The sequence below is a fragment of the Mesorhizobium sp. WSM4807 genome (assembly GCF_055811615.1).
In genome coordinates this window covers 112,132-133,110 of the sequence record NZ_JBVVQY010000012.1, presented here as the reverse complement: position 1 = coordinate 133,110, position 20,979 = coordinate 112,132, and the positions used below count along the sequence as shown (strand labels likewise).

The window sequence follows — 20,979 nt, the reverse complement described above, 5'->3', positions numbered from 1 at the left end:
GGAATTGCTCTAGAACGACGTGACCGATGCATCTGCGTGACGGCCTTCAGACCCATGCGACCGTCCGGCAGCGCTACGACCATCTGGTTGTGTCAGGCCTGGTCGACCGCGATCCGGCGCAGGAGCGGATCGTCGCGGCACTCGACCGGCTGATCGATGAGATCTCGGCAAAGCGGCTGGCGCACAAATCGAGCGCGCTGGGCTGGCTGTTCGCCCGTAAGCGCGAGACGCGCGAGGCCGTCAAGGGCCTCTACATCCATGGCGGCGTCGGCCGCGGCAAGACCATGCTGATGGACATGTTCTTCGAGCTGGTGCCGGTCAGGCGCAAGCGCCGTGTGCATTTCAACGACTTCATGGCCGATGTGCAGGACCGTATCCAGAAGCACCGGCAGGCGCGCAAAGAGGGCACCGTCAGGGAAGACGACCCGATCGCGCCGGTGGCCCGCACGTTGGCCGAGGAAGCCTGGGTACTTTGCTTCGACGAGTTTTCCGTCACCGACATCGCCGATGCGATGATCCTGTCCCGGCTGTTCTCGGCGCTGTTTGCCAACGGCGTCGTGCTGGTCGCCACGTCCAATGTCGCGCCGCAGGATCTCTACCGCGACGGCTTGAACCGCAAGCTTTTCCTGCCCTTCATCGGCATCCTGGAGCGGCATGCGCAGGTGCTGGCGCTGGACGCCGACAAGGACTATCGGCTGGACAAGCTCAGCCGCCTGCCGGTCTATGTTACCCCCGCCGATGCCGCCGCCGATGCTGTGCTCGACGAGGCCTGGGAAGTGATGACGCATGGCAGGCCGGCGGCCGAGGCTATGCTGACGGTAAAGGGCCGGCAGGTCGTGGTGCCGCGTGCCGCCGGCGAAGCGGCGCGGTTTTCCTTTGGGGATCTGTGCGAAAAACCGCTCGGCGCCCGCGATTTCCTGGCGATTGCCGGCCGCTTCTCGACCATTTTCATCGATCATGTGCCGGTGCTCGGCGAAGGCATGCGCAACGAGGCCAAGCGCTTTATCCTGCTGATCGACACGCTATACGACCATCATGTGCGGCTGGTAATGAGCGCCGCTGCACCGCCACCGCAGCTGTATACGGCCAAGCGCGGCGCCGAGGTGTTCGAGTTCGAGCGCACGGCGTCACGGCTGATCGAGATGCAGAGCCATGAATGGCTTGAAGACTGGGTCGAGAGGCAGAAGGCGCGGGTGGCCGAAGCGCAGCAGGCTCGGGCCTGAAGATAGTCTCCGGAAGGTCGCGATCCTTCGCGCCCCCCTCTGTCCTGCCGGACATCTCCCCCACAAGTGGGGAGATTGGCCGTCATCTTTCGCTTCGCCAGTCTCCACGTCGCAGGCGTGAGCGGAGCGTCGAAGCTGCTGATCTCCCCCCATGTGGGGACCCTTGCGGGGGAGATGGCGGCAGGCCAGAGGGGGGTGCTGTCCCTCCCGGCGCCTATAGTCGATACACATACATCACGAACGCCTCCGCCGGCCCGTGCGGCTCATTCCGCGCCTCATAAAGTGCGCGCGCCGCGACATTGTGCGGCTCGGTGCCGACCCACGCCTCCTCGCAGCCATGCTCCCGGCCGAGCTCAAACATGGCGTCGAGCATGTTCGTCGCTATGCCCTGGCGCTGGAAGGCCGGCGCTACGCCGACTTCGTCGATGTAGAGTTCGCTCACCTTGTCCGGGTGGCGGTGGATGACGGCCGCGCATTGGCCGACGACTATCCCATCGGCCAATGCCACAATCATGAAATGACCTGATGAGGCGAGATAGGCGGCGATCCGATCCGGCCTGACCGGTTCATCGAACACATCTTCGGCGATCCGCATCACAAGGCGTCATCGCCGGGAAACAGCCTTCTTATTTCCATCTTCATTGCGTAACTTTCCCAAGTCAGCTCAATTCTTTTGACGCTTACGTAATTCCCGTTGTTTCTAACCGATTGAAATTGTTCACTCCAAAATAATCGTTTGAATTTCTTCCGCGCTGGGGCTATTGGGGGCGGCGAAAATTCGTGGCTTCCCCGCAGCATTCCGGCCCGCTTCTTCGACGCCGTCATGGCGCCGTCACAGTCTAAAGGGACAACATCCTCACATGGCACGCAACAAGATAGCGCTCATCGGCTCGGGCATGATCGGCGGCACGCTCGCCCACATGGTCGGCCTCAAGGATCTCGGCGACGTTGTGCTGTTCGATATCGCCGAGGGCATCCCGCAAGGCAAGGGGCTGGATATCGCGCAGTCGTCGCCGGTCGATGGCTTCGACTCCAGGCTGGTCGGCGTCAACGATTATGCTGGCATCGAGGGCGCCGACGTCTGCATCGTCACCGCCGGCGTGCCGCGCAAGCCCGGCATGAGCCGCGACGACCTTCTCGGCATCAATCTGAAGGTCATGGAGCAGGTTGGCGCGGGTCTCAAGAAATACGCGCCGAAAGCCTTCGTCATCTGCATCACCAACCCGCTCGACGCCATGGTCTGGGCACTGCAGAAGTTCTCCGGACTGCCGAAGAGCCATGTCGTCGGCATGGCCGGTGTGCTGGACAGTTCGCGCTTCCGCTACTTCCTGGCCGACGAGTTCAAGGTGTCGGTCGAGGATGTCACCGCCTTCGTGCTTGGCGGCCATGGCGATTCCATGGTGCCGATGATCCGCTATTCGACGGTCGCCGGCATCCCGCTGCCCGACCTCATCAAGATGGGCTGGACCTCGAAGGAAAAGCTCGATCAGATCGTGCAGCGCACCCGCGACGGCGGCGCCGAGATCGTCGGCCTGCTCAAGACCGGCTCGGCCTTCTACGCACCGGCCGCCTCGGCGATCGCCATGGCCGAAGCCTATCTCAAGGACAAGAAGCGCGTGCTGCCCTGTGCTGCGCATCTCTCCGGCCAGTACGGTGTCAAGAACACCTATGTCGGCGTGCCGGTGGTGATCGGCGCCGGCGGCGTCGAGCGCGTCATCGAGATCGAGCTCGGCAAGGCCGAGCAGAAGATGTTCGACAATTCGGTGGCGGCGGTGCAGGGCCTGTGCGAGGCCTGCGTCAAGATCGCTCCGCAACTCGCCGCCAAGTGACCCCCGCCAAGTGACCCGCCAGTAAAGTGATCTGGAGATATCTAGCATGAACATCCATGAATATCAGGGCAAGGCGCTGCTGAAGGGCTTTGACGCACCGGTTGCCGAGGGCGTGCCGGTGTTTAGGGCAAGCGAGGCGGAAGCTGCCGCCCAGGCGCTGCCCGGCCCGCTCTATGTGGTAAAAAGCCAGATCCATGCCGGCGGCCGCGGCAAGGGCAAGTTCAAGGAGCTCGGCGCCGACGCCAAGGGCGGCGTGCGGCTGGCGAAATCGGTGGCCGAGGTCGTCGCCAACGCCAAGGAAATGCTTGGCCACACGCTGGTCACCAAGCAGACCGGCCCGGCGGGCAAGCAGGTCAACCGCCTCTACATCGAGGATGGCGCCGACATCGAGCGCGAGCTCTATCTGTCGCTGCTGGTCGACCGCTCGGTCGGCCGCATCGCCTTCGTCGTTTCGACCGAGGGCGGCATGGATATCGAGGCGGTCGCCCACGATACGCCGGAAAAGATCATCACCGTCGCCATCGACCCGGAAAAGGGTGTGACGGCGGATGATTTGAAAGAACTCAACGGCGCGCTGAAGCTCGACGGCGAGGCCGCCAAGGACGGCGAGACGCTGTTCCCGATCCTCTACAAAGCCTTCGTCGAGAAGGACATGAGCCTGCTCGAGGTCAACCCGCTGATCGTCATGAAGAACGGCCGGCTGCGCGTGCTCGACGCAAAAGTGTCGTTCGACAACAACGCGCTGTTTCGCCATCCCGACGTGATGGAGTTGCGCGACATCACCGAAGAGGACGAGAAGGAGATCGAGGCGTCGAAACACGACCTCGCCTATGTCGCGCTCGACGGCAATATCGGCTGCATGGTCAACGGCGCCGGCCTCGCCATGGCGACGATGGACATCATCAAGCTCTACGGCGCCGAGCCCGCCAACTTCCTCGATGTCGGCGGCGGTGCGTCGAAGGAGAAGGTGACGGCGGCGTTCAAGATCATCACCAAGGACCCGGCGGTCAAAGGCATCCTGATCAACATCTTTGGCGGCATCATGAAGTGCGATATCATCGCCGAGGGTGTCATCGCGGCCGTCAAGGAAGTCGGACTGCAAGTGCCGCTGGTGGTGCGGCTGGAAGGCACCAATGCCGAGCTCGGCAAGAAAATCATCAACGACAGCGGGCTCAACGTCGTCTCGGCCGACGACCTAGACGACGCGGCCAAGAAAATCGTGGCGGCGGTGAAGGGCTGAAGGGCAGTCGATGATCTCGACGCGACTTCTGTGTGCAATTGGACTCGGCTGCTTCGCCCTGCCGGCGCACGCGGAAGAGATTTCGGATGCAATGGTGCTCTATAAGAATATCTGTATCGCATCAAACGGTGATTTGACCAAAGCGGAGCAATTGACGATCGAGAATGGATTTTTGATCGATTCTGACGACCATGGCAGAAAGACTTTCGATCGAACGACTGGAACTCTCTCGGCGCCGTTTGTCATACTCAAGCCGGCAGGATCAAATGGGAATAAGTCTTTGCTCGATATCTGTGAGATCTTCGGAACTACGATTCGAATGGCAGAGTTTGATAACTACGCTCGCTCGCGGGGATTGATCGAGGTGCCAAAGGAGGGGGTTTTTGGCGATCTAGCGGACCAAAACTACGTCCGGATTTACGCAAACAAGGAGTGCCAGGCTGCTGGGGACGGCAGCGCCGCATGCCTCGTTATCGGGACCATCGGCGACAATCCGGTAGACGAAAAGTTCAGTGGAGTTTTTCGTTTTGGAACTCCTCGGCCTCAAGTGGGGAATCCTCTATGATCCCTCCATCCACAAGCGTGAAGGGCTGATCTGGTGCCTCCGCACAAGATAAATCTGGTCGAGGCGGCGGATCAGAAGATCAAACAGGTCTTCGATCCCCATATCGCCGGCGACGTCAACGACGCCCAGGTCAAGATCGCCAAGTTCGGCGATGTCTTCGACTGGCACGCGCATGACAATGAGGACGAGGCGTTCCTCGTGCTGCGCGGCCGCATCGCCATCGATTTCCGCGACGGCACGGTGGAACTTGGCAGCGGCGAATTCATCGTCGTGCCGCGGTCCGTCGAGCACCGGCCGCGCTCGCTGAGCGAGGAGCCGGTGGTGCTGATGTTCGAGCCGGCGACGACACTCAACACCGGCAACGCCAAGAGCGACCTCACCGTCGCCGATCTCAAGCGTCTCTGACTATGGCGGCTCTGACGATGACCGCGCAGCCTTCCTCGATCAACGGTTTGTAAAAAGGACCACCATGTCCATTCTCGTCGACAAGAACACCAAGGTGCTGGTGCAGGGCCTGACCGGCAAGACCGGCACGTTCCATACAGAGCAGGCGCTGGCCTATCACGGGACAAAAATGGTCGGCGGCATCCACCCCAAGAAGGGTGGCGAAACCTGGACCGGCGCCAAGGGCGAGAGCCTGCCGATCTTTTCCACCGTCGCTGAAGGCAAGGCGAAGACCGGCGCCAATGCGTCTGTCGTCTATGTGCCGCCGGCGGGCGCCGCGGAGGCGATCCTGGAAGCGATCGAAGCCGAGATCCCGCTGATCATCTGCATCACCGAGGGCATCCCGGTGGTCGACATGATCAAGGTCAAGGCGAGGCTCGACCGCTCGACATCGCGGCTCATCGGCCCCAACTGCCCCGGCGTCTTGACCCCCAACGAATGCAAGATCGGCATCATGCCTGGCAACATCTTCCGCAAGGGCTCGGTCGGCGTTGTTTCGCGCTCGGGAACGCTTACCTATGAGGCAGTGTTCCAGACCACCAATGTCGGCCTCGGCCAGACCACCGCCGTCGGCATCGGTGGCGATCCCGTCAAAGGCACGGAGTTCATCGACGTGCTGGAGATGTTCCTCGCCGACGACGAGACCCAATCGATCATCATGATCGGCGAGATCGGCGGCTCGGCCGAGGAAGACGCCGCGCAGTTCCTCAAGGACGAAGCCAAGCGTGGCCGCAAGAAGCCGATGGCCGGTTTCATCGCCGGGCGCACGGCCCCGGCCGGCCGCACCATGGGCCACGCAGGCGCGGTGATTTCCGGCGGCAAGGGCGGCGCGGAAGACAAGATCGCGGCGATGGAATCGGCCGGGATCAAGGTATCGCCGTCGCCGGCCCGGCTGGGCACGACGCTGGTCGAAGCGATTAAGGGTTAAGGGAGTAGGGCAGTATGGGAGTAGGGGAATAGGAAGAACGGAACGAGTGGCGACAATTGCCACTTTCCCTACTGCCCTACTCTCCTATTCCCTTACCCCCTTCGGAAAAGGAGACGGAGCCAGGCTCCGCGGAAAAAAATGGCAAGACAAGATCAGGCCAACGACCAATTTTCGCTTACCTCTTTCCTCTATGGCGGCAATGCCGATTATATCGATGCGCTCTACGCCGCCTATGAGGACGATCCCTCTTCGGTCGATCCCGAATGGCGGGACTTCTTCGCGGCGCTGAAGGACGACGCCGGCGATGTCCGCAAGAATGCCAAGGGCGCCTCGTGGGCCAAGCCCTCATGGCCGCTGCAGGCCAATGGCGAATTGGTGTCGGCGCTCGACGGCGATTGGGGCATCGTCGAGAAGCACATCGAGAAGAAGGTCCAGCACAAGGCGGTGATGAACGGCGTCACCCTTTCCGACGCCGACGTGCATCAGGCGACGCGCGATTCCGTGCGCGCCATCATGATGATCCGCGCCTACCGCATGCGTGGCCATTTGCACGCCAATCTCGATCCGCTCGGCATCGCCAAGCTCGATGATTACAACGAGCTGTCGCCGGAAAATTACGGCTTCACCGCCGCCGATTACGATCGCCCGATCTTCCTCGACAATGTGCTCGGGCTCGAATTCGGCACCATCCGGCAGATGCTGGACATATTGACCCGCACCTATTGCTCGACGCTCGGCGTCGAGTTCATGCATATTTCCGATCCCGAGGAGAAGGCCTGGATCCAGGCGCGCATCGAGGGCACCGACAAGGAGATCTCCTTCACCGCCACCGGCAAGAAGGCGATCCTGCAGAAGCTGGTCGAGGCCGAAGGCTTCGAGCAGTTCATCGACGTCAAGTACAAGGGCACCAAGCGCTTTGGCCTCGACGGCGCCGAGGCGCTGATCCCGGCGCTGGAGCAGATCGTCAAGCGCGGCGGCCAGCTCGGCATGAAGGAGATCGTGCTTGGCATGGCGCATCGCGGCCGGCTGAACGTGCTCTCCCAGGTGATGGCCAAGCCGCACCGCGCCATCTTCCACGAGTTCAAGGGCGGCTCGGCCGCACCCGACGAGGTCGAGGGCTCGGGCGACGTGAAGTACCATCTCGGGGCTTCGTCGGACCGCGAATTCGACGGCAACAAGGTGCACCTGTCGCTGACCGCCAATCCCTCGCATCTGGAAATCGTCGATCCGGTGGTGATGGGCAAGGCGCGGGCCAAGCAGGACTCTCTGTTCGGCCGCAGCCGCGAGGAGATCGTGCCGCTGGAAGAACGCGCCAAGGTGCTGCCGCTGCTTCTGCACGGCGACGCCGCCTTTGCCGGCCAGGGCGTGATTGCCGAAATCCTCGGCTTGTCGGGCCTGCGCGGCCACCGCGTCGCCGGCACGCTGCATTTCATCATCAACAACCAGATCGGCTTCACCACCAATCCGCGCTTCTCGCGCTCGTCGCCCTATCCGTCGGATGTGGCCAAGATGATCGAGGCGCCGATCTTCCACGTCAATGGCGACGATCCGGAAGCCGTGGTCCACGCCACCAAGGTGGCGATCGAATTCCGCATGAAGTTCCACAAGCCTGTCGTGGTCGACATGTTCTGCTACCGCCGCTTCGGCCACAATGAGGGCGACGAGCCGGCCTTCACCCAGCCGATCATGTACAGCAACATCCGTCGCCACAAGACGACGGTGCAGATCTATGCCGACCGGCTGATCGCCGAAGGACACCTCACCCAGGCCGAATTCGACAAGCTGAAGGCCGACTGGCGGGCACATCTCGAGCAGGAATTCGAGGTCGGCCAGCATTACAAGCCCAACAAGGCCGACTGGCTGGATGGCGCCTGGTCGGGCCTGCGCACGGCCGACAACCAGGACGAACAGCGGCGCGGCAAGACCGCCGTGCCGGTCAAGACGCTGAAGGAAATCGGCAAGAAGCTGGCCGAGGTGCCGAAGGATTTCGAGGCCCACAAGACGATCCTGCGCTTTCTCGAGAATCGCCGCCAGGCGATCGAGTCGGGCGAAGGCATCGACTGGTCGACGGCCGAGGCGCTGGCCTTCGGCGCCATCCTGCTCGACGGCAACCCGGTCCGGCTGTCCGGACAGGATTCGGAGCGCGGCACGTTCTCGCAACGCCACTCCGTGCTCTACGACCAGCGCGACGAGACACGCTACATTCCGCTCAACAATCTGTCGGCGGCGCAGGCCGGTTTCGAGGTCATCAACTCGATGCTGTCGGAAGAGGCCGTGCTCGGCTTCGAATACGGCTACAGCCTGGCCGAGCCGAAGGCGTTGACGCTTTGGGAAGCGCAGTTCGGCGATTTCGCCAACGGCGCCCAAGTGGTGTTCGACCAGTTCATCTCGTCGGGCGAGCGCAAGTGGCTCAGAATGTCGGGCCTCGTCTGCCTGTTGCCGCATGGCTATGAAGGCCAGGGGCCGGAGCATTCGTCGGCCAGGCTCGAGCGATTCCTGCAGCTTTGCGCCGAAGACAACATGCAAGTGGCCTACTGCACGACGCCGGCCAACTACTTCCACATCCTACGGCGGCAGTTGAAGCGGGATTTCCGCAAGCCGCTGATCCTGATGACGCCGAAGTCGCTGCTGCGCCACAAGCGGGCGGTGTCGACGCTGCCGGAGATGTCGGGCGAAAGCGCGTTCCACCGGCTGTTGTGGGACGATGCCCAGCAGCTCCCCGGCCAGGCGATCAAGCTCACCAAGGATTCGAAGATCCGCCGTGTCGTGCTCTGCGCGGGCAAGGTCTATTACGACCTCTACGAGGAGCGCGAGAAGCGCGGCATCAACGACATCTATCTGCTGCGCGTCGAACAGCTCTATCCGTTCCCGGCCAAGGCGCTGATCACCGAACTGTCACGCTTCCGCAACGCCGAGATGGTGTGGTGCCAGGAGGAGCCCAAGAACATGGGCGCCTGGTCGTTCATCGATCCCTATCTGGAATGGGTGCTGGCGCATATCGACGCCAAGCATCAGCGGGTGCGCTATACCGGCCGGCCGGCCGCCGCGTCGCCGGCGACCGGATTGATGTCGAAGCATCTCGCCCAGCTTGCCGCCTTGCTCGAAGACGCGCTCGGTGAATAGAACAAAGCCGGGCGAATAGAACAGAACCGACAGAAAACGGACAGGCACAATGGCTACCGAAATCCGCGTCCCCACTCTTGGCGAATCCGTCACGGAGGCGACCATCGGCAAATGGTTCAAAAAGGTAGGCGACGCGATCGCCACCGACGAACCGCTGGTCGAACTCGAGACCGACAAGGTAACGGTGGAAGTGCCGGCCGCGTCCGCAGGAACGCTCAGCGAGATCGCGGTCAAGGAGGGCGAGACGGTCGAGGTCGGCGCTTTGCTCGGCATGATTTCGGCGGGCGACGGGGCAAAAGCGGCAGCACCCGCGAAGGCGTCAACTCCCGAACCAAAGCAGGACGCGGTGTCGCAGGCCTCGGCGCCGACCGCCGCAGCCACCGTCAAGCAAGCCGCGGCCGAGACCGCCAAGATCGCCGGCGATGCCGGGCCGATCGAGGCGCGCACGATGCCGCCGGCGCCGGCGGCGGCGAAGCTGCTGGCCGAGAGCAATCTCGCGGTCGACCAGGTCTCGGGTTCCGGCAAGCGCGGCCAGGTGCTGAAGGGCGATGTGCTCGACGCGATCGCCAGGGGCGCGCCGTCGCAACCAGCCGAGACGCCGAAAGCCCCTGCACCGCTTGCTGCCCGCGCGCCGTCCTCGGCCGACGACGCGTCGCGCGAAGAGCGCGTGCGCATGACCAAGCTGCGGCAGACCATCGCGCGCCGCCTCAAGGAAGCGCAGTCGACCGCCGCCATGCTGACCACCTTCAACGAGGTGGACATGAGCGCGGTGATGGCGCTCAGGACCAAATACAAGGATGTGTTCGAGAAGAAGCACGGCGTGAAGCTGGGCTTCATGGGCTTCTTCACCAAGGCCGTCACCCATGCGTTGAAAGAAATCCCTTCAGTCAACGCCGAGATCGACGGCACCGACATCATCTTCAAGAACTACGCCCATATCGGCGTCGCCGTCGGCACCGAAAAAGGCCTCGTCGTGCCGGTGGTGCGCGACGCCGACCAGATGTCGATCGCCGAGATCGAGAAAGATATCGGCAGGCTGGGCATCGCCGCGCGTGACGGCAAGCTGTCGGTCGCCGACATGCAGGGCGGCACGTTCACCATCTCGAATGGCGGCGTTTACGGCTCGCTGATGTCGACGCCGATCCTCAACGCGCCGCAGTCGGGCATTCTGGGCATGCACAAGATCCAGGAGCGGCCGGTGGCGGTCGGCGGCCAGATCGTGATCCGGCCGATGATGTATCTGGCGCTCTCCTACGATCACCGCATCGTTGACGGCAAGGAAGCGGTGACTTTCCTGGTCCGGGTCAAGGAAAGCCTAGAGGATCCGGAGCGGCTGGTGCTGGATCTGTGAGTGGCCAGGATGGCTGAGCCTGTCGAGCCAATCGATCTGCTCGAACTTCTGACGACGGGCCGCGCGGGACCGATCGAACTCGGCAAAAGCAACCGCGAAACGATTCGCGGCTTGATAGATCCGGAGGATCTGCGCGCGGATAATCACTATCGCCACGGAGATACTGCGTCAGCGTGGTGCATCTATGGTGCGAATTGCGAGTTCTTTTTCAGCCCCGATTTTTGCCTGAGGTCAATCAGGGTCGAGCCCGTCTTTGGAAGATTGCAAGTGGGCGGGATGATGGCGACCTGGCAAGGCGATCTGGACATAGATCTGGGGCGACATCCAGTAACTTTTGCGGGCAGCAAACCGATAGCGATCCACAGCCTGCCCAAGGCATTGCAACTCCTGAACAAGCCCGAACTCGAATTCAAGTGGACAATTGGCGGCGGCGATGAGCGCGACATTTATGTCGAGGTGGCGGAAGGCTCCCGCTTCTTGACCCTCAAATATGAGGTGAACACCATACCAGTCGACGCGCGCGCAAACGTTGCCTTCGAGATAGATTATTTCCTGGCCACGATCTTCATCGTCGATCGGGATGTTCAAGGCGAATAGAACTGACAAATGACGATCCGTCCCCAGTCTGCGCGTTTGTTGGCCGCATCGTTCTCGACCGGGCTGGTCATGGTCGCATCGACGGCCTTTGCCGCCTGCCCGCTCGAGCTCGCCGTCTATGGCGATGCCGAAGGTGCGGCCGAGATCGATTTCAGGCCGACCGGGGGATCGGCTGTTGTCACCAACACCTTCAAGATGGTGCTTGAGAACGATGTCGTACTCGACGGCATCGTCATGTGGACGGAAGGCGTGGCGCGGCCGCATGGTTCGCTGATGTACAAATGCCCGGCAGGCGACGTCACCGGCGACGAGCTCGCCGCCTGCACGCTGTGGGAGGGGGTCGTCTACAGTGCTGATGACAAGGGCAACATCGCTCTGCTGCCGGCCGAAGGCGTCGACGCGCCGAAGACCCTGATCTTTCCCGACCTCGGGCCGTCGCTGCAGATGTCGGCTGCCTATGGCGCCAACGGGTTTTCAAAGGTGCCGTGGGATGTTTTTTCGTTGAAGGGTTGTCAGGAATGAGCGCGGCCAAAAAAGTGCTGCTGGTCACCGGCGGCGGCCGCGGCATCGGTGCTGCCACATCCAGGCTTGCCGCCAAGGCTGGATACCGCGTCGCGATCAACTATGCCTCGAACGAGGCTGCTGCCACGGCGCTTGTCGAGGCGATCGAGCAGGATGGCGGCGAAGCGCTGGCCATCAAGGGCGACGTCGGCAGCGAGGCCGATATTCAGGCGATGTTCGAGAGGATCGATCATGTCTTCGGGCCGCTCGATGCGCTCGTCAACAATGCTGGCGTCGTCGACCAGAGGGCGCGTGTCGACGGAATGAGCGGAGCAAGGTTGGAGCGCATGATGCGCATCAACGTCATTGGCGCCATGCTCTGTGCCCGCGAAGCGGTGAAGCGCATGTCGACCAGCCATGGCGGCAAGGGCGGCGCCATCGTGAATGTTTCCTCGATTGCTGCAAGAATTGGCGGACCGGGCGAATATGTCGACTACGCCGCCTCGAAGGGCGCGATCGATTCCTTCACTATCGGCCTGGCGCGCGAGGTGGCCGGCGAAGGCATTCGCGTCAACGCAGTCAGCCCAGGGATTGTCGATACCGAAATTCATGCCTCCGGCGGACAGCCGGATCGCGTCGAGAGGATGCGTCACGGCGTGCCAATGCAAAGGGCGGGGACCACCGAAGAGGTCGCCGCGGCAATTCTCTGGCTCCTGTCGGATGGGGCGTCCTATACGACAGGCGCGAATTTGGAAGTGGGCGGCGGCCGCTAATCCCAGCCAAGGCTGAGTGCAGACCAGAAGGAAAAATCATGGCTTATGACGTCGTTATCATTGGATCGGGACCAGGCGGCTATGTCTGCGCCGTCAAAGCGGCACAGCTCGGCCTGAAGACGGCGGTGGTCGAGAAGGACCCGACCTTCGGCGGCACCTGCCTCAATATCGGCTGCATCCCGTCCAAGGCGCTGCTGCATGCGTCCGAGATATTCGCCGAGGCCGGTCATTCCTTCGACACACTGGGCGTCGAAATCGGCGCGCCGAAGCTCAATCTGGAGAAGATGATGGCGCACAAGGACGCGACCGTGGCGTCCAACGTCAACGGCGTCGCCTTCCTGTTCAAGAAGAACAAGATCGACAGCTTTCGCGGCACCGGCAAGGTCCTGTCCTCCGGAAAAGTGTCGGTGATCGGCGAGGGCGGCAAGGTCGAGGAGATCGAGACCAGGAACATCGTCATCGCCACCGGCTCCGACGTCACCGGCATCCCGGGGGTCAAGGTCGACTTTGACGAGAAGGTGATCATGTCCTCGACCGGCGCGCTGTCGCTGGACAAGGTGCCGGGCCACATGGTGGTGGTCGGCGGCGGCGTCATCGGGCTGGAGCTCGGCTCGGTATGGGCGCGGCTCGGCGCCAAGGTGACCGTCGTCGAGTTCCTCGACACCATTCTCGGCGGCATGGACGGCGAGGTCGCCAAACAGTTCCAGCGCATGCTGTCCAAGCAAGGCATCGAATTCAGGCTCGGCGCCAAGGTGACCGGTGTCGCCAAGGCCAAGAAGGGTGTCACCGTCACCTTCGAGCCGGTCAAGGGGGGTGCCGCCGAGACGATCGAGGCGGATGCGGTGCTGATCGCGACCGGACGCCGGGCCTATTCGGACAGTCTCGGGCTGAAGGAGGCCGGGGTCGAGGTCGACGAGCGCGGCCGGGTCAAGACGGATAGCCATCTCAAGACCAATGTGCCGGGCATCTACGCCATCGGCGACGTCATTGCCGGGCCGATGCTCGCCCACAAGGCCGAGGACGAGGGGGTGGCGGTGGCCGAGATCATTGCCGGCCAGGCCGGCCATGTGAATTACGAGGTGATTCCGAACGTCGTCTACACCAGTCCGGAAATCGCCTCGGTCGGCAAAACGGAGGAAGAGCTGAAGGCGGCCGGCATCGACTACAAGGCCGGCAAGTTTCCGTTCAGCGCCAATGGCCGGGCGCGCGCCATGCTGCACACCGACGGCTTCGTGAAGATCCTGGCTGACAAGCAGAGCGACCGCGTGCTCGGCGTCCACATCGTCGGTTTCGGCGCTGGCGAGATGATCCACGAGGCGGCGGTGCTGATGGAGTTCGGCGGCTCGTCGGAAGATCTTGCCCGCACCTGCCACGCTCATCCGACGATGTCGGAAGCGGTGAAGGAAGCGGCACTGGCGACCTTCTTCAAGCCGATCCACATGTAGGCCTTCCCAAGCTACTCCGGCAGCCATCTGACGGCTCAAAGCAAAACGGCCCGCTTTTCAGCGGGCCGTTCGTATTTGGAGTCAGCAGCCGATCACTGCGGGGCTGGTGCGGGCGCCGGGGCAGGCGCTGGCTCTGCAGGCGCCGGAGCGGGTGCTGGGGCAGGCGCCGGAGCAGGCTCTGCAGGTGCCGGGGCAGGTGCAGGCTCTGTAGGTGCCGGGGCTGGCGCAGGCTCTGCCGGAGCAGGAGTCGGTTCAGCGGGCGCTGGCGCCGGGGCCGGCGTGGTTGCAGCCGGCGGTTCACCAGGCGCTGGCGCCTCACCGCTTGTGCCAAAAACATAGTAAGCGACAATGGCCAGGATAACGACGACCAGGGCAATCAGCCAGCCGGTGCTGCCGCCACCCGACTTGGGAGGGGGGGTCGGAGTGGTGTACGGGTCGTTTGGATTCGCCATAAAAGTGTCCTCCGTGGAATGAAAAGTATCAATCAACACACATCAACGCGCAATCGTCGAACAGGTTTCACGTTAGGGATCGAAAACGCCGAAAACAGGGCAATCTTCGCCGGGAATCGTTTGTCCGCACGCACTTTACTCGCAAAATTCGCAGCGATCGAGCCAAAACAAACCTTTCGACCTTCCTGTACTCAGACAAGCCTTCCGTGATTCGGGAAAGGCATCGCCCCGAATCACGTCTTGCCGGGTCTGCAACTCAACCGCGCAACTCAGTCGACGGCAGTAACGGTGTAACCGGCCTTGCGGAAATCTTCGACCAGGCCTTCCGCGCCCGGAAGGTGCAAGGCGCCGACCGCCATGAAGGCGTTGCCCTTGGCGAGGATCGGCCCGGCATGATCGATCATCACCTTGTTGCGGCGGGTGATCATGGTTTCCTCGAAGGCGGTATAGCCCGCCGAATCGTCTTCGCCGCCGGGAAGGACGGCACGAAACAGCGGCCAGAGCATGCCGATGTCGCCGCGCTGGTAAAGCACGATCATGGTTTCGTTGACGTCGTTCACCCTGTTGCCGAGCTTCAATGTGTCGACGAGGCCCTTCATGTGAAAAGCGAGCGGCAGCGAGGCCATGGCGCGAAGCTGGTCGGCGACGGTCTCCAACCCATCGACGGCCTTGCCTGAGGCTTTGGCGTCCTGCGCGAGCTTGATGTCGAGCACCGGCGCGCCGCCGGCCTGGCGGGCCAGTTCACAGGCCGGGAGCGCGACCATGGTCGACAGCATCCACGGTTTCATCTTGGCGACGCTCGCCGGCGGGATGCCGCGCGCGTCGAGCGCCTTGTTCACCGCCGCCGCATCGTCCGGCGACAGCAGCGAGGACAGCGTGGTGCTGTCGGTGAACATCATCAGCTCCGGCTCTTTCAGGAACGCCGCCATCATCTTCTGCTGATCGAGCACCTCCGTGGTCTCGATGACGACAGTGTCGGCAGCGTCAAACGCCTTTTGCGCGGCGGGCGGCAGCGTGGTCACGCGCGGGTCGGTCATGTGCATGGTGCCGAACAGGAAGGACGGCCTTTCGCCCGCCTTTTCCAGTTTCCACAACAGGCCCTTGCCGTTCAGTGTTGCGGCCGCTTCCGTCTCGATCTTGCGGTAGGTGGCCGGGTCGTCCTTCTGCAAGGCCGACAGCATGTCGGCGCCGGCGCAGACCGGGGTTTCGGCGCGCGCCTTGCCGGCGGCGAGCAGCGCGAGGATGAGGAAAGAGAGAAAAAACAGGACGTTGAGCGCCACGAGCAGCTTCAACGACGCAAGGGCCGTGCGGTCGGCGATGATAATGACGCGTTTCATGGCCGCTTTTTACAGACAAAGAACGGCGAAACGGTTAACTGGCGCAGCAAAATTGTCTCGGACATCGTTCCACGGCTGATATCCTGGCTGCAACTTTGCGAAATCATGCGTCGGTTACGCCCGCGGATGGGCCGCTTCATAGACTTCGAGCAGCCTCGCGGTGTCGACGCCGGTATAGATCTGCGTCGTCGACAGGCTGGCGTGGCCCAACAATTCCTGGATGGTGCGCAGGTCGCCGCCGCGTCCAAGCAGATGCGTGGCGAAGGAATGGCGCAAGGCATGCGGCGTGGCGGTGTCGGGCAGATTGAGCGCCGAGCGCAGCTTGGCCATGTCGCGCTGGACGATGGCCGGGTTGAGTGGGCCGCCGCGGGCGCCGCGAAACAACAGGCCCTTCGGGTCGAGATGATAGGGGCAGAGCCGGCGGTATTCGGCGATCGCCCGCAGCGCGATCGGCAGCACCGGCACCAGCCGCGTCTTGCCGCCCTTGCCGGTGACGCGCAGCACCGTTTCATCAGGCGACGAAAGGTCGGCGCTAGGCAGGCCGAGCGCCTCGGAAATGCGCAGACCTGAGCCGTAAAGCAACGTCAGCACGGCCGCGTTGCGGGCGGCGATCCACGGCTCCTCCGCCAGCTGGCCTTCCACCGAAACGACGTGTTTCGCATCGCTGGCCGTCAGCGGCTTGGGCAGCGACTTCGGCTGCCGTGGCGCGCGCAGTGCCGCAGCACCCGCCGCATTGACGAGGCCGCGCCGCTCCAGAAAGCGCAGCAGCGAGCGGATGCCGGCGAGCCCGCGTCCGAGCGTGCGGGCGCCGGCGCCTCCGGCGCGGCGGGCGGCGAGAAAGCCGCGCAGATCGGCCGGGCGCAGATCGGCGATATCCGAAATGCCGGGCGAGCCGCCGCAATGGCCGGTCAGGAAATGCAGGAACTGGCGCGTATCGCGCTCATAGGCCTCCACGGTTTCCGGCGACAGCCGGCGTTCGCGCGCCAGCATCTTCAGCCAGCTCTCGCGGGCCGCCTGAAGGTCTGGTTTGGCCGGGATAAGGAATTCCTGCATTGCGCTCTTGCGATATTCCGTTCTTCCATTCTGGGCCATCTTCCGGCAGCCGGGTTAGGAAGCGGTGAAGAGCCGCGTCATTGAAATGACAAGAGGGTGGAGCTAGAGCAAGACAAAGGATTTTTCCACCGATGACCAAACCGCAAAACCCCGTCCAGATGGCCGTGATCGGCGCCGCCCACGGCATCAAGGGCGAATTGCGCGTGAAAACCTTCACCGGCGATCCGCTGGCGCTGGCCGACTACGGGCCGCTCTATGCAAGGGACGGCCGCGCCTTCCAGATCGTCGACATCAGGCCGGCCAACACGGTCGTCGTGGTGCGCTTCAAGGGCATCAGTGACCGCAACGCCGCCGAGGTGCTTGCCGGCACAGAACTGTTCGTCGATCGCTCGATGTTGCCGGACGACGGCGAAGAGGACGAATTCTATCATGCCGATCTCGTCGGGCTGGCAGTCCGGGACGATACCGGTGCTGACATCGGCAAGGTCGTTGCCGTGCATAATTTCGGCGGCGGCGACATTCTCGACGTGACGCTTGGCGAGCGCAAAGGCGTGCTGATTCCGTTCACGCAGGCTGCCGTGCCTGACGTGTCGATCAAAGACGGCTTCCTCCGCATCGATCCGGCGGCAGCGGGCTTGATCGATGACGAAGACAGCGATGCTCCCGGCAGCGACGGTTTCGACCCCAAGGGCAGGCCGCGTGGGCCGAAGGACGCCGGGGGCAACCGTTGAGTTTTTCCGCCTCGGTGCTGACGCTCTATCCCGAGATGTTTCCCGGCGCGCTGGGCCTGTCGCTGGCCGGCCGGGCGCTGGAGGCCGGCACATGGTCGCTGGAAGCGATCCAGATCCGCGATTTCGCCACCGATCGCCATCGCACCGTCGACGATACGCCGGCCGGCGGCGGCGCCGGCATGGTGATGCGCGCCGATGTGCTGGCCAGCGCCATCGACCACGCTTCGCCGGCGGGTGATCCGCGCCCGCGCCTGCTGATGAGCCCGCGCGGCAAGCCGCTGACACAGGCCCGCGTGCGCGAACTGGCTGCCGGACCTGGCGCGGTGATCGTCTGCGGCCGCTTCGAGGGCGTCGACCAGCGGGTCATCGAGGCGCGGGGACTGGAGGAGGTCTCGGTCGGCGACTTCATCCTCTCCGGCGGCGAGCCGGCAGCGCTGGTGCTGCTCGACGCCGTGGTGCGGCTGTTGCCCGGCGTGATGGGCAATGCGGTGTCGGGCGATGAAGAGAGCTTTGAAAACGGCCTGCTCGAACATCCGCACTACACGCGGCCGCAGGAATTCGAGGGCCGGCAAATCCCCGAGGTTCTCACCTCGGGCAATCACAAGAAGATCGCCGCATGGCGGCGCGCCGAGTCGGAAAAATTGACGAAGGAGCGGCGGCCGGACCTGTTAGCTGCTCACCCCCTGGTGAAATAGTAAAAGGCCAGGAACACGCCGACCCCAACGACGAAGCCGCGCACGGCAATTTGCGGCACACGCTTGGCGATCCAGACGCCGGCATAGCCGCCCAGCGCGCCGCCGGGTATCATGACGATCGCCTGCGGCCAGGCGATGATGTCGCCGGAGATGAAGACCAGGATGGCTACCGCCGCGATGACCACGGCCAGCATGTTCTTCAGCGCGTTCAGGCGGTGATAGTCGCCGGGCTGGGTGAGGCCGAGCGTCGCCAGCATCATGACGCCCATGCCAGCGCCGAAGAAGCCGCCATAGACGGCGGTGGCGAATTGCGCCAGGGAACCGACCAGCGAACCCACTGCGGCCTCACGCCCCGGCTTGGGTGCCGGCCTCAGCCACGGCCCGGCGGCGAACAGCGCGGTTGCCGCCAGCAGCAGCCATGGCACCAGGACGCGAAACGACGGATTGTCGAGCGCCAGAAGGATGAGCGCACCGGCCAGTGCACCGAAAGCCGAGATAAGGCCGAGCAGCAATGCCGTGCGCCAGAAATGCTTGATGTCGGACCAGTAGGCGAGCGTCGAGGTGATGTAGCCGGGAAACTGTGTCAGCGACGAGGTGGCATTGGCGACGATCGGCGGCAAGCCGACCAGCGACATGGCGCCGAAGGTTATGAACGTCCCGCCGCCGGCTATAGCGTTGACGGCGCCTGAGAGAAAGCCCGCGACAAAGAGCAGGGCCGCATCGAGAACTGGCATGGAGGGGTATTGCCGCCGGAGGAAAGTCACGTTTTACTCGGCTTAAAAAGCTTGGGCCTTCGACGCAACCCCTGCGCCGAAAGATTGCAATGTCGGCCAACGGCCAAAAAAGACACGGCGAAGGCGTGACAAAGCGTCGAAATAGCTGTATGTGCGCGCCGAACCGGAAGAACGATCTGCCGGACCCGTCAACAATGACGGTGTAGTCGCCCCTGCCCGATGTTCTCGAACCCAGATGTTCTCGAACAAAGGGCATAGCCGAGCGGTCAATGCAACTGCAAGGCGAGTGTCGGACGCTCTGACTGTCGGAAGAACAAGAAGTGGATTTGTAGAGATGGATATCCTCCGTCAGCTCGAGGCCGAACAGGCCGCCAAGGTCGAAGCCAAGCGCAAGCTTCCCGAATTCCAGCCCGGCGACACCGTGCGCGTCCAGGTCCGCGTGACCGAAGGCACCCGCACCCGCGTCCAGGCTTATGAGGGCGTTGTCATCGCCCGCGCCGGCGCCGGTTTCCAGGAGAATTTCACCGTTCGCAAGATTTCCTACGGCGAAGGCGTGGAGCGCGTGTTCCCGGTCTTTTCACCGATGGTCGAGGGCGTCGAGATCGTGCGCCGCGGCAAGGTGCGCCGCGCCAAGCTCTATTACCTGCGCGATCGTCGCGGCAAGTCGGCCCGTATTTCGGAAAACACCGGCGTGCGCGCCCGCAAGCTGAACGATGAGGAGCGCGATGCGCTGAACGCCGAAAAGGCCCGCATCGAGGCCGAGAAGGTGGCCGCCGCCCAGGCGCTGGCCGCCGAGAAGGCGGCGCAGGACGCCGCCGAGAAGAAGGCTGCCGACGAGGCCGCCAAGGCCGAGGAAGCCGCTCCCGCCGAATAAGGCGTCTTCAAAACCGATGTTTCGAAAAGGCGGCTTCGGCCGCCTTTTTGTTTCGCGGGATGGATTCCGACGCAATCGAAACGGATCGTTCCGTGACCGTTTGGTGAAAGCATGGGAATCCATTTTCGGGCGGAACGGCGCATCAAGCCGGCTTGCAAGGCGCTTGCGGAAAGCTAAAGTCGGCGCCGGATTTTCCTGCAAGCCTCGACCATGTCGAGGCGGTTCAAGTTTTCGGGGTGTACCATGACCAAATCGAAACTGCTGTTGGCCGGCCTGTTGGCTCTGATACTTGCGCCCGTCGCCGCCCTGGCGCAGGCGCTTCCCGATCTCGGCGGCAAGAAGGTGGTGGTGGTGACGGAGAACGCCTATCCGCCGCTGCAATTCATCGACGCCAAGACCGGCCAGCAGATCGGCTGGGAATATGACGCGATGAACGAGATCGCCAAGCGGCTCAATTTCCAGGTCGAGTACCAGAACACCTCTTGGGACGCGATGATCCAGGCGGTTTCCGACAACCAGTACAACATCGGCATGACCGGTATCACCATCAAGGACGACCGCAAGCAGAAGGTCGATTTCTCCGACCCCTACATGCGCTCGGAACAGTTCATGCTGGTGCGTGGCGATGAGAAGCGCTTCACCGACGCCAAGACATTTGGCGCCTTCAAGGATGGGCTGATCGGCGCGCAGGCCGGCACCACCCCCTTCTACACCGCCGTCTACAGCGTGCTCGACGGCAATGAGCAGAACCCGCGCATCAAACTGTTCGAGACGTTCGGTGCGACGGTGCAGGCGTTGAAGACCGGTGACGTCGACGTCGTTTTGACCGACGGCACTGCCGGCAAGGGCTATGTCGATGCGTCCAACGGCGGGCTGAAGCTGATCGGCGGCCCGCTCGGCACCGAGGATTTCGGCTTTATTTTCCCGAAAGGCTCGGATCTGGTGAAACCGGTCAATGCGGCGATCGCCGCACTGAAGGCCGACGGCACGCTCGACGCGCTCAACAAGAAATGGTTCCTTGACTACAAGATGGGGCAGTAGGACTTTTGTCGCGGACGTTGCGGGTCGCGCAGGAACTCGCGCT

General features: G+C 63.1%; 20 protein-coding genes. 16 read left to right on the top strand and 4 right to left on the bottom strand.

Annotated features, from left to right (window positions below; translation table 11 throughout):
• Positions 1-26 precede the first annotated feature (26 nt).
• Complete coding sequence (gene zapE, locus AC0L3N_RS17795) at positions 27-1,223, top strand: cell division protein ZapE (protein WP_473548835.1); 1,197 nt, start codon at positions 27-29, stop codon at positions 1,221-1,223.
• Between the two features lie 214 nt (positions 1,224-1,437).
• Here zapE and AC0L3N_RS17790 read toward each other — a convergent pair whose 3' ends face one another.
• The gene (locus tag AC0L3N_RS17790) at positions 1,438-1,818 is read right to left on the bottom strand and encodes a GNAT family N-acetyltransferase (protein WP_473548834.1); all 381 of its coding nucleotides are present in this window, start codon (positions 1,816-1,818) and stop codon (positions 1,438-1,440) included.
• Between the two features lie 265 nt (positions 1,819-2,083).
• Between AC0L3N_RS17790 and mdh the strand changes: the two genes are divergently transcribed.
• From mdh to lpdA, 11 genes are all read left to right on the top strand, one after another.
• On the top strand, positions 2,084-3,052 hold the full coding sequence (gene mdh / locus AC0L3N_RS17785) for a malate dehydrogenase (protein WP_473548833.1): 969 nt from the start codon (positions 2,084-2,086) through the stop codon (positions 3,050-3,052).
• A 46-nt stretch (positions 3,053-3,098) separates the two neighbouring features.
• Positions 3,099-4,292 carry an ADP-forming succinate--CoA ligase subunit beta gene (sucC, locus tag AC0L3N_RS17780; RefSeq protein WP_473548832.1) on the top strand — a complete coding sequence of 398 codons (1,194 nt, stop codon included), beginning with the start codon at positions 3,099-3,101 and terminating at the stop codon, positions 4,290-4,292.
• Between the two features lie 10 nt (positions 4,293-4,302).
• The gene (locus AC0L3N_RS17775) at positions 4,303-4,857 is read left to right on the top strand and encodes a hypothetical protein (protein WP_473548830.1); all 555 of its coding nucleotides are present in this window, start codon (positions 4,303-4,305) and stop codon (positions 4,855-4,857) included.
• A 33-nt stretch (positions 4,858-4,890) separates the two neighbouring features.
• Positions 4,891-5,262 carry a cupin domain-containing protein gene (locus tag AC0L3N_RS17770; protein ID WP_473548829.1) on the top strand — a complete coding sequence of 124 codons (372 nt, stop codon included), beginning with the start codon at positions 4,891-4,893 and terminating at the stop codon, positions 5,260-5,262.
• Positions 5,263-5,326: 64 nt separating this feature from the next.
• A complete protein-coding gene (gene sucD, locus AC0L3N_RS17765; protein WP_473548828.1) occupies positions 5,327-6,229 on the top strand; it encodes a succinate--CoA ligase subunit alpha in 903 nt (300 codons plus the stop codon).
• Positions 6,230-6,367: 138 nt separating this feature from the next.
• Complete coding sequence (locus tag AC0L3N_RS17760) at positions 6,368-9,352, top strand: 2-oxoglutarate dehydrogenase E1 component (protein ID WP_473548827.1); 2,985 nt, start codon at positions 6,368-6,370, stop codon at positions 9,350-9,352.
• A 49-nt stretch (positions 9,353-9,401) separates the two neighbouring features.
• Positions 9,402-10,703, top strand: coding sequence for a 2-oxoglutarate dehydrogenase complex dihydrolipoyllysine-residue succinyltransferase (gene odhB, locus AC0L3N_RS17755; RefSeq protein WP_473548826.1), 1,302 nt, complete (start codon positions 9,402-9,404; stop codon positions 10,701-10,703).
• A 9-nt stretch (positions 10,704-10,712) separates the two neighbouring features.
• Complete coding sequence (locus tag AC0L3N_RS17750) at positions 10,713-11,300, top strand: hypothetical protein (protein WP_473548825.1); 588 nt, start codon at positions 10,713-10,715, stop codon at positions 11,298-11,300.
• Positions 11,301-11,369: 69 nt separating this feature from the next.
• Positions 11,370-11,822: a hypothetical protein gene (locus AC0L3N_RS17745; protein WP_473548891.1), complete on the top strand. Its 453-nt coding sequence runs from the start codon at positions 11,370-11,372 to the stop codon at positions 11,820-11,822.
• Entirely contained in the window at positions 11,819-12,574 is a 756-nt protein-coding gene (locus AC0L3N_RS17740) for an SDR family oxidoreductase (RefSeq protein ID WP_473548824.1), read from the top strand. Before AC0L3N_RS17745 ends, AC0L3N_RS17740 begins: the two co-directional genes overlap by 4 nt.
• 38 nt (positions 12,575-12,612) lie before the next feature.
• Complete coding sequence (gene lpdA / locus AC0L3N_RS17735; RefSeq protein WP_473548822.1) at positions 12,613-14,019, top strand: dihydrolipoyl dehydrogenase; 1,407 nt, start codon at positions 12,613-12,615, stop codon at positions 14,017-14,019.
• A 721-nt stretch (positions 14,020-14,740) separates the two neighbouring features.
• Here the strand turns inward: lpdA and AC0L3N_RS17730 are convergent.
• Together AC0L3N_RS17730 and AC0L3N_RS17725 are read right to left on the bottom strand one after the other, a co-directional pair.
• Entirely contained in the window at positions 14,741-15,808 is a 1,068-nt protein-coding gene (locus AC0L3N_RS17730; protein ID WP_473548821.1) for a TraB/GumN family protein, read from the bottom strand.
• A 114-nt stretch (positions 15,809-15,922) separates the two neighbouring features.
• Positions 15,923-16,861, bottom strand: a complete 939-nt coding sequence (locus tag AC0L3N_RS17725) for a tyrosine recombinase XerC (RefSeq protein ID WP_473548820.1) — start codon at positions 16,859-16,861, stop codon at positions 15,923-15,925.
• 131 nt (positions 16,862-16,992) lie between these two features.
• Here AC0L3N_RS17725 and rimM point away from each other — a divergent pair, with 131 nt between their 5' ends.
• Complete coding sequence (gene rimM, locus AC0L3N_RS17720) at positions 16,993-17,592, top strand: ribosome maturation factor RimM (RefSeq protein ID WP_473548818.1); 600 nt, start codon at positions 16,993-16,995, stop codon at positions 17,590-17,592.
• The gene (gene trmD, locus AC0L3N_RS17715) at positions 17,589-18,287 is read left to right on the top strand and encodes a tRNA (guanosine(37)-N1)-methyltransferase TrmD (RefSeq protein WP_473548817.1); all 699 of its coding nucleotides are present in this window, start codon (positions 17,589-17,591) and stop codon (positions 18,285-18,287) included. The genes rimM and trmD overlap by 4 nt, the downstream gene beginning before the upstream one ends.
• Here the strand turns inward: trmD and AC0L3N_RS17710 are convergent.
• Entirely contained in the window at positions 18,269-19,021 is a 753-nt protein-coding gene (locus tag AC0L3N_RS17710) for a sulfite exporter TauE/SafE family protein (RefSeq protein WP_473548816.1), read from the bottom strand. The two genes, trmD and AC0L3N_RS17710, sit on opposite strands and share 19 nt — an antisense overlap.
• 334 nt (positions 19,022-19,355) lie before the next feature.
• Between AC0L3N_RS17710 and rplS the strand changes: the two genes are divergently transcribed.
• Both rplS and AC0L3N_RS17700 read left to right on the top strand, forming a co-directional pair.
• Positions 19,356-19,895, top strand: coding sequence for a 50S ribosomal protein L19 (gene rplS, locus AC0L3N_RS17705; protein ID WP_473548814.1), 540 nt, complete (start codon positions 19,356-19,358; stop codon positions 19,893-19,895).
• A 243-nt stretch (positions 19,896-20,138) separates the two neighbouring features.
• Positions 20,139-20,936: a transporter substrate-binding domain-containing protein gene (locus AC0L3N_RS17700; RefSeq protein WP_473548812.1), complete on the top strand. Its 798-nt coding sequence runs from the start codon at positions 20,139-20,141 to the stop codon at positions 20,934-20,936.
• Positions 20,937-20,979: the final 43 nt, after the last annotated feature.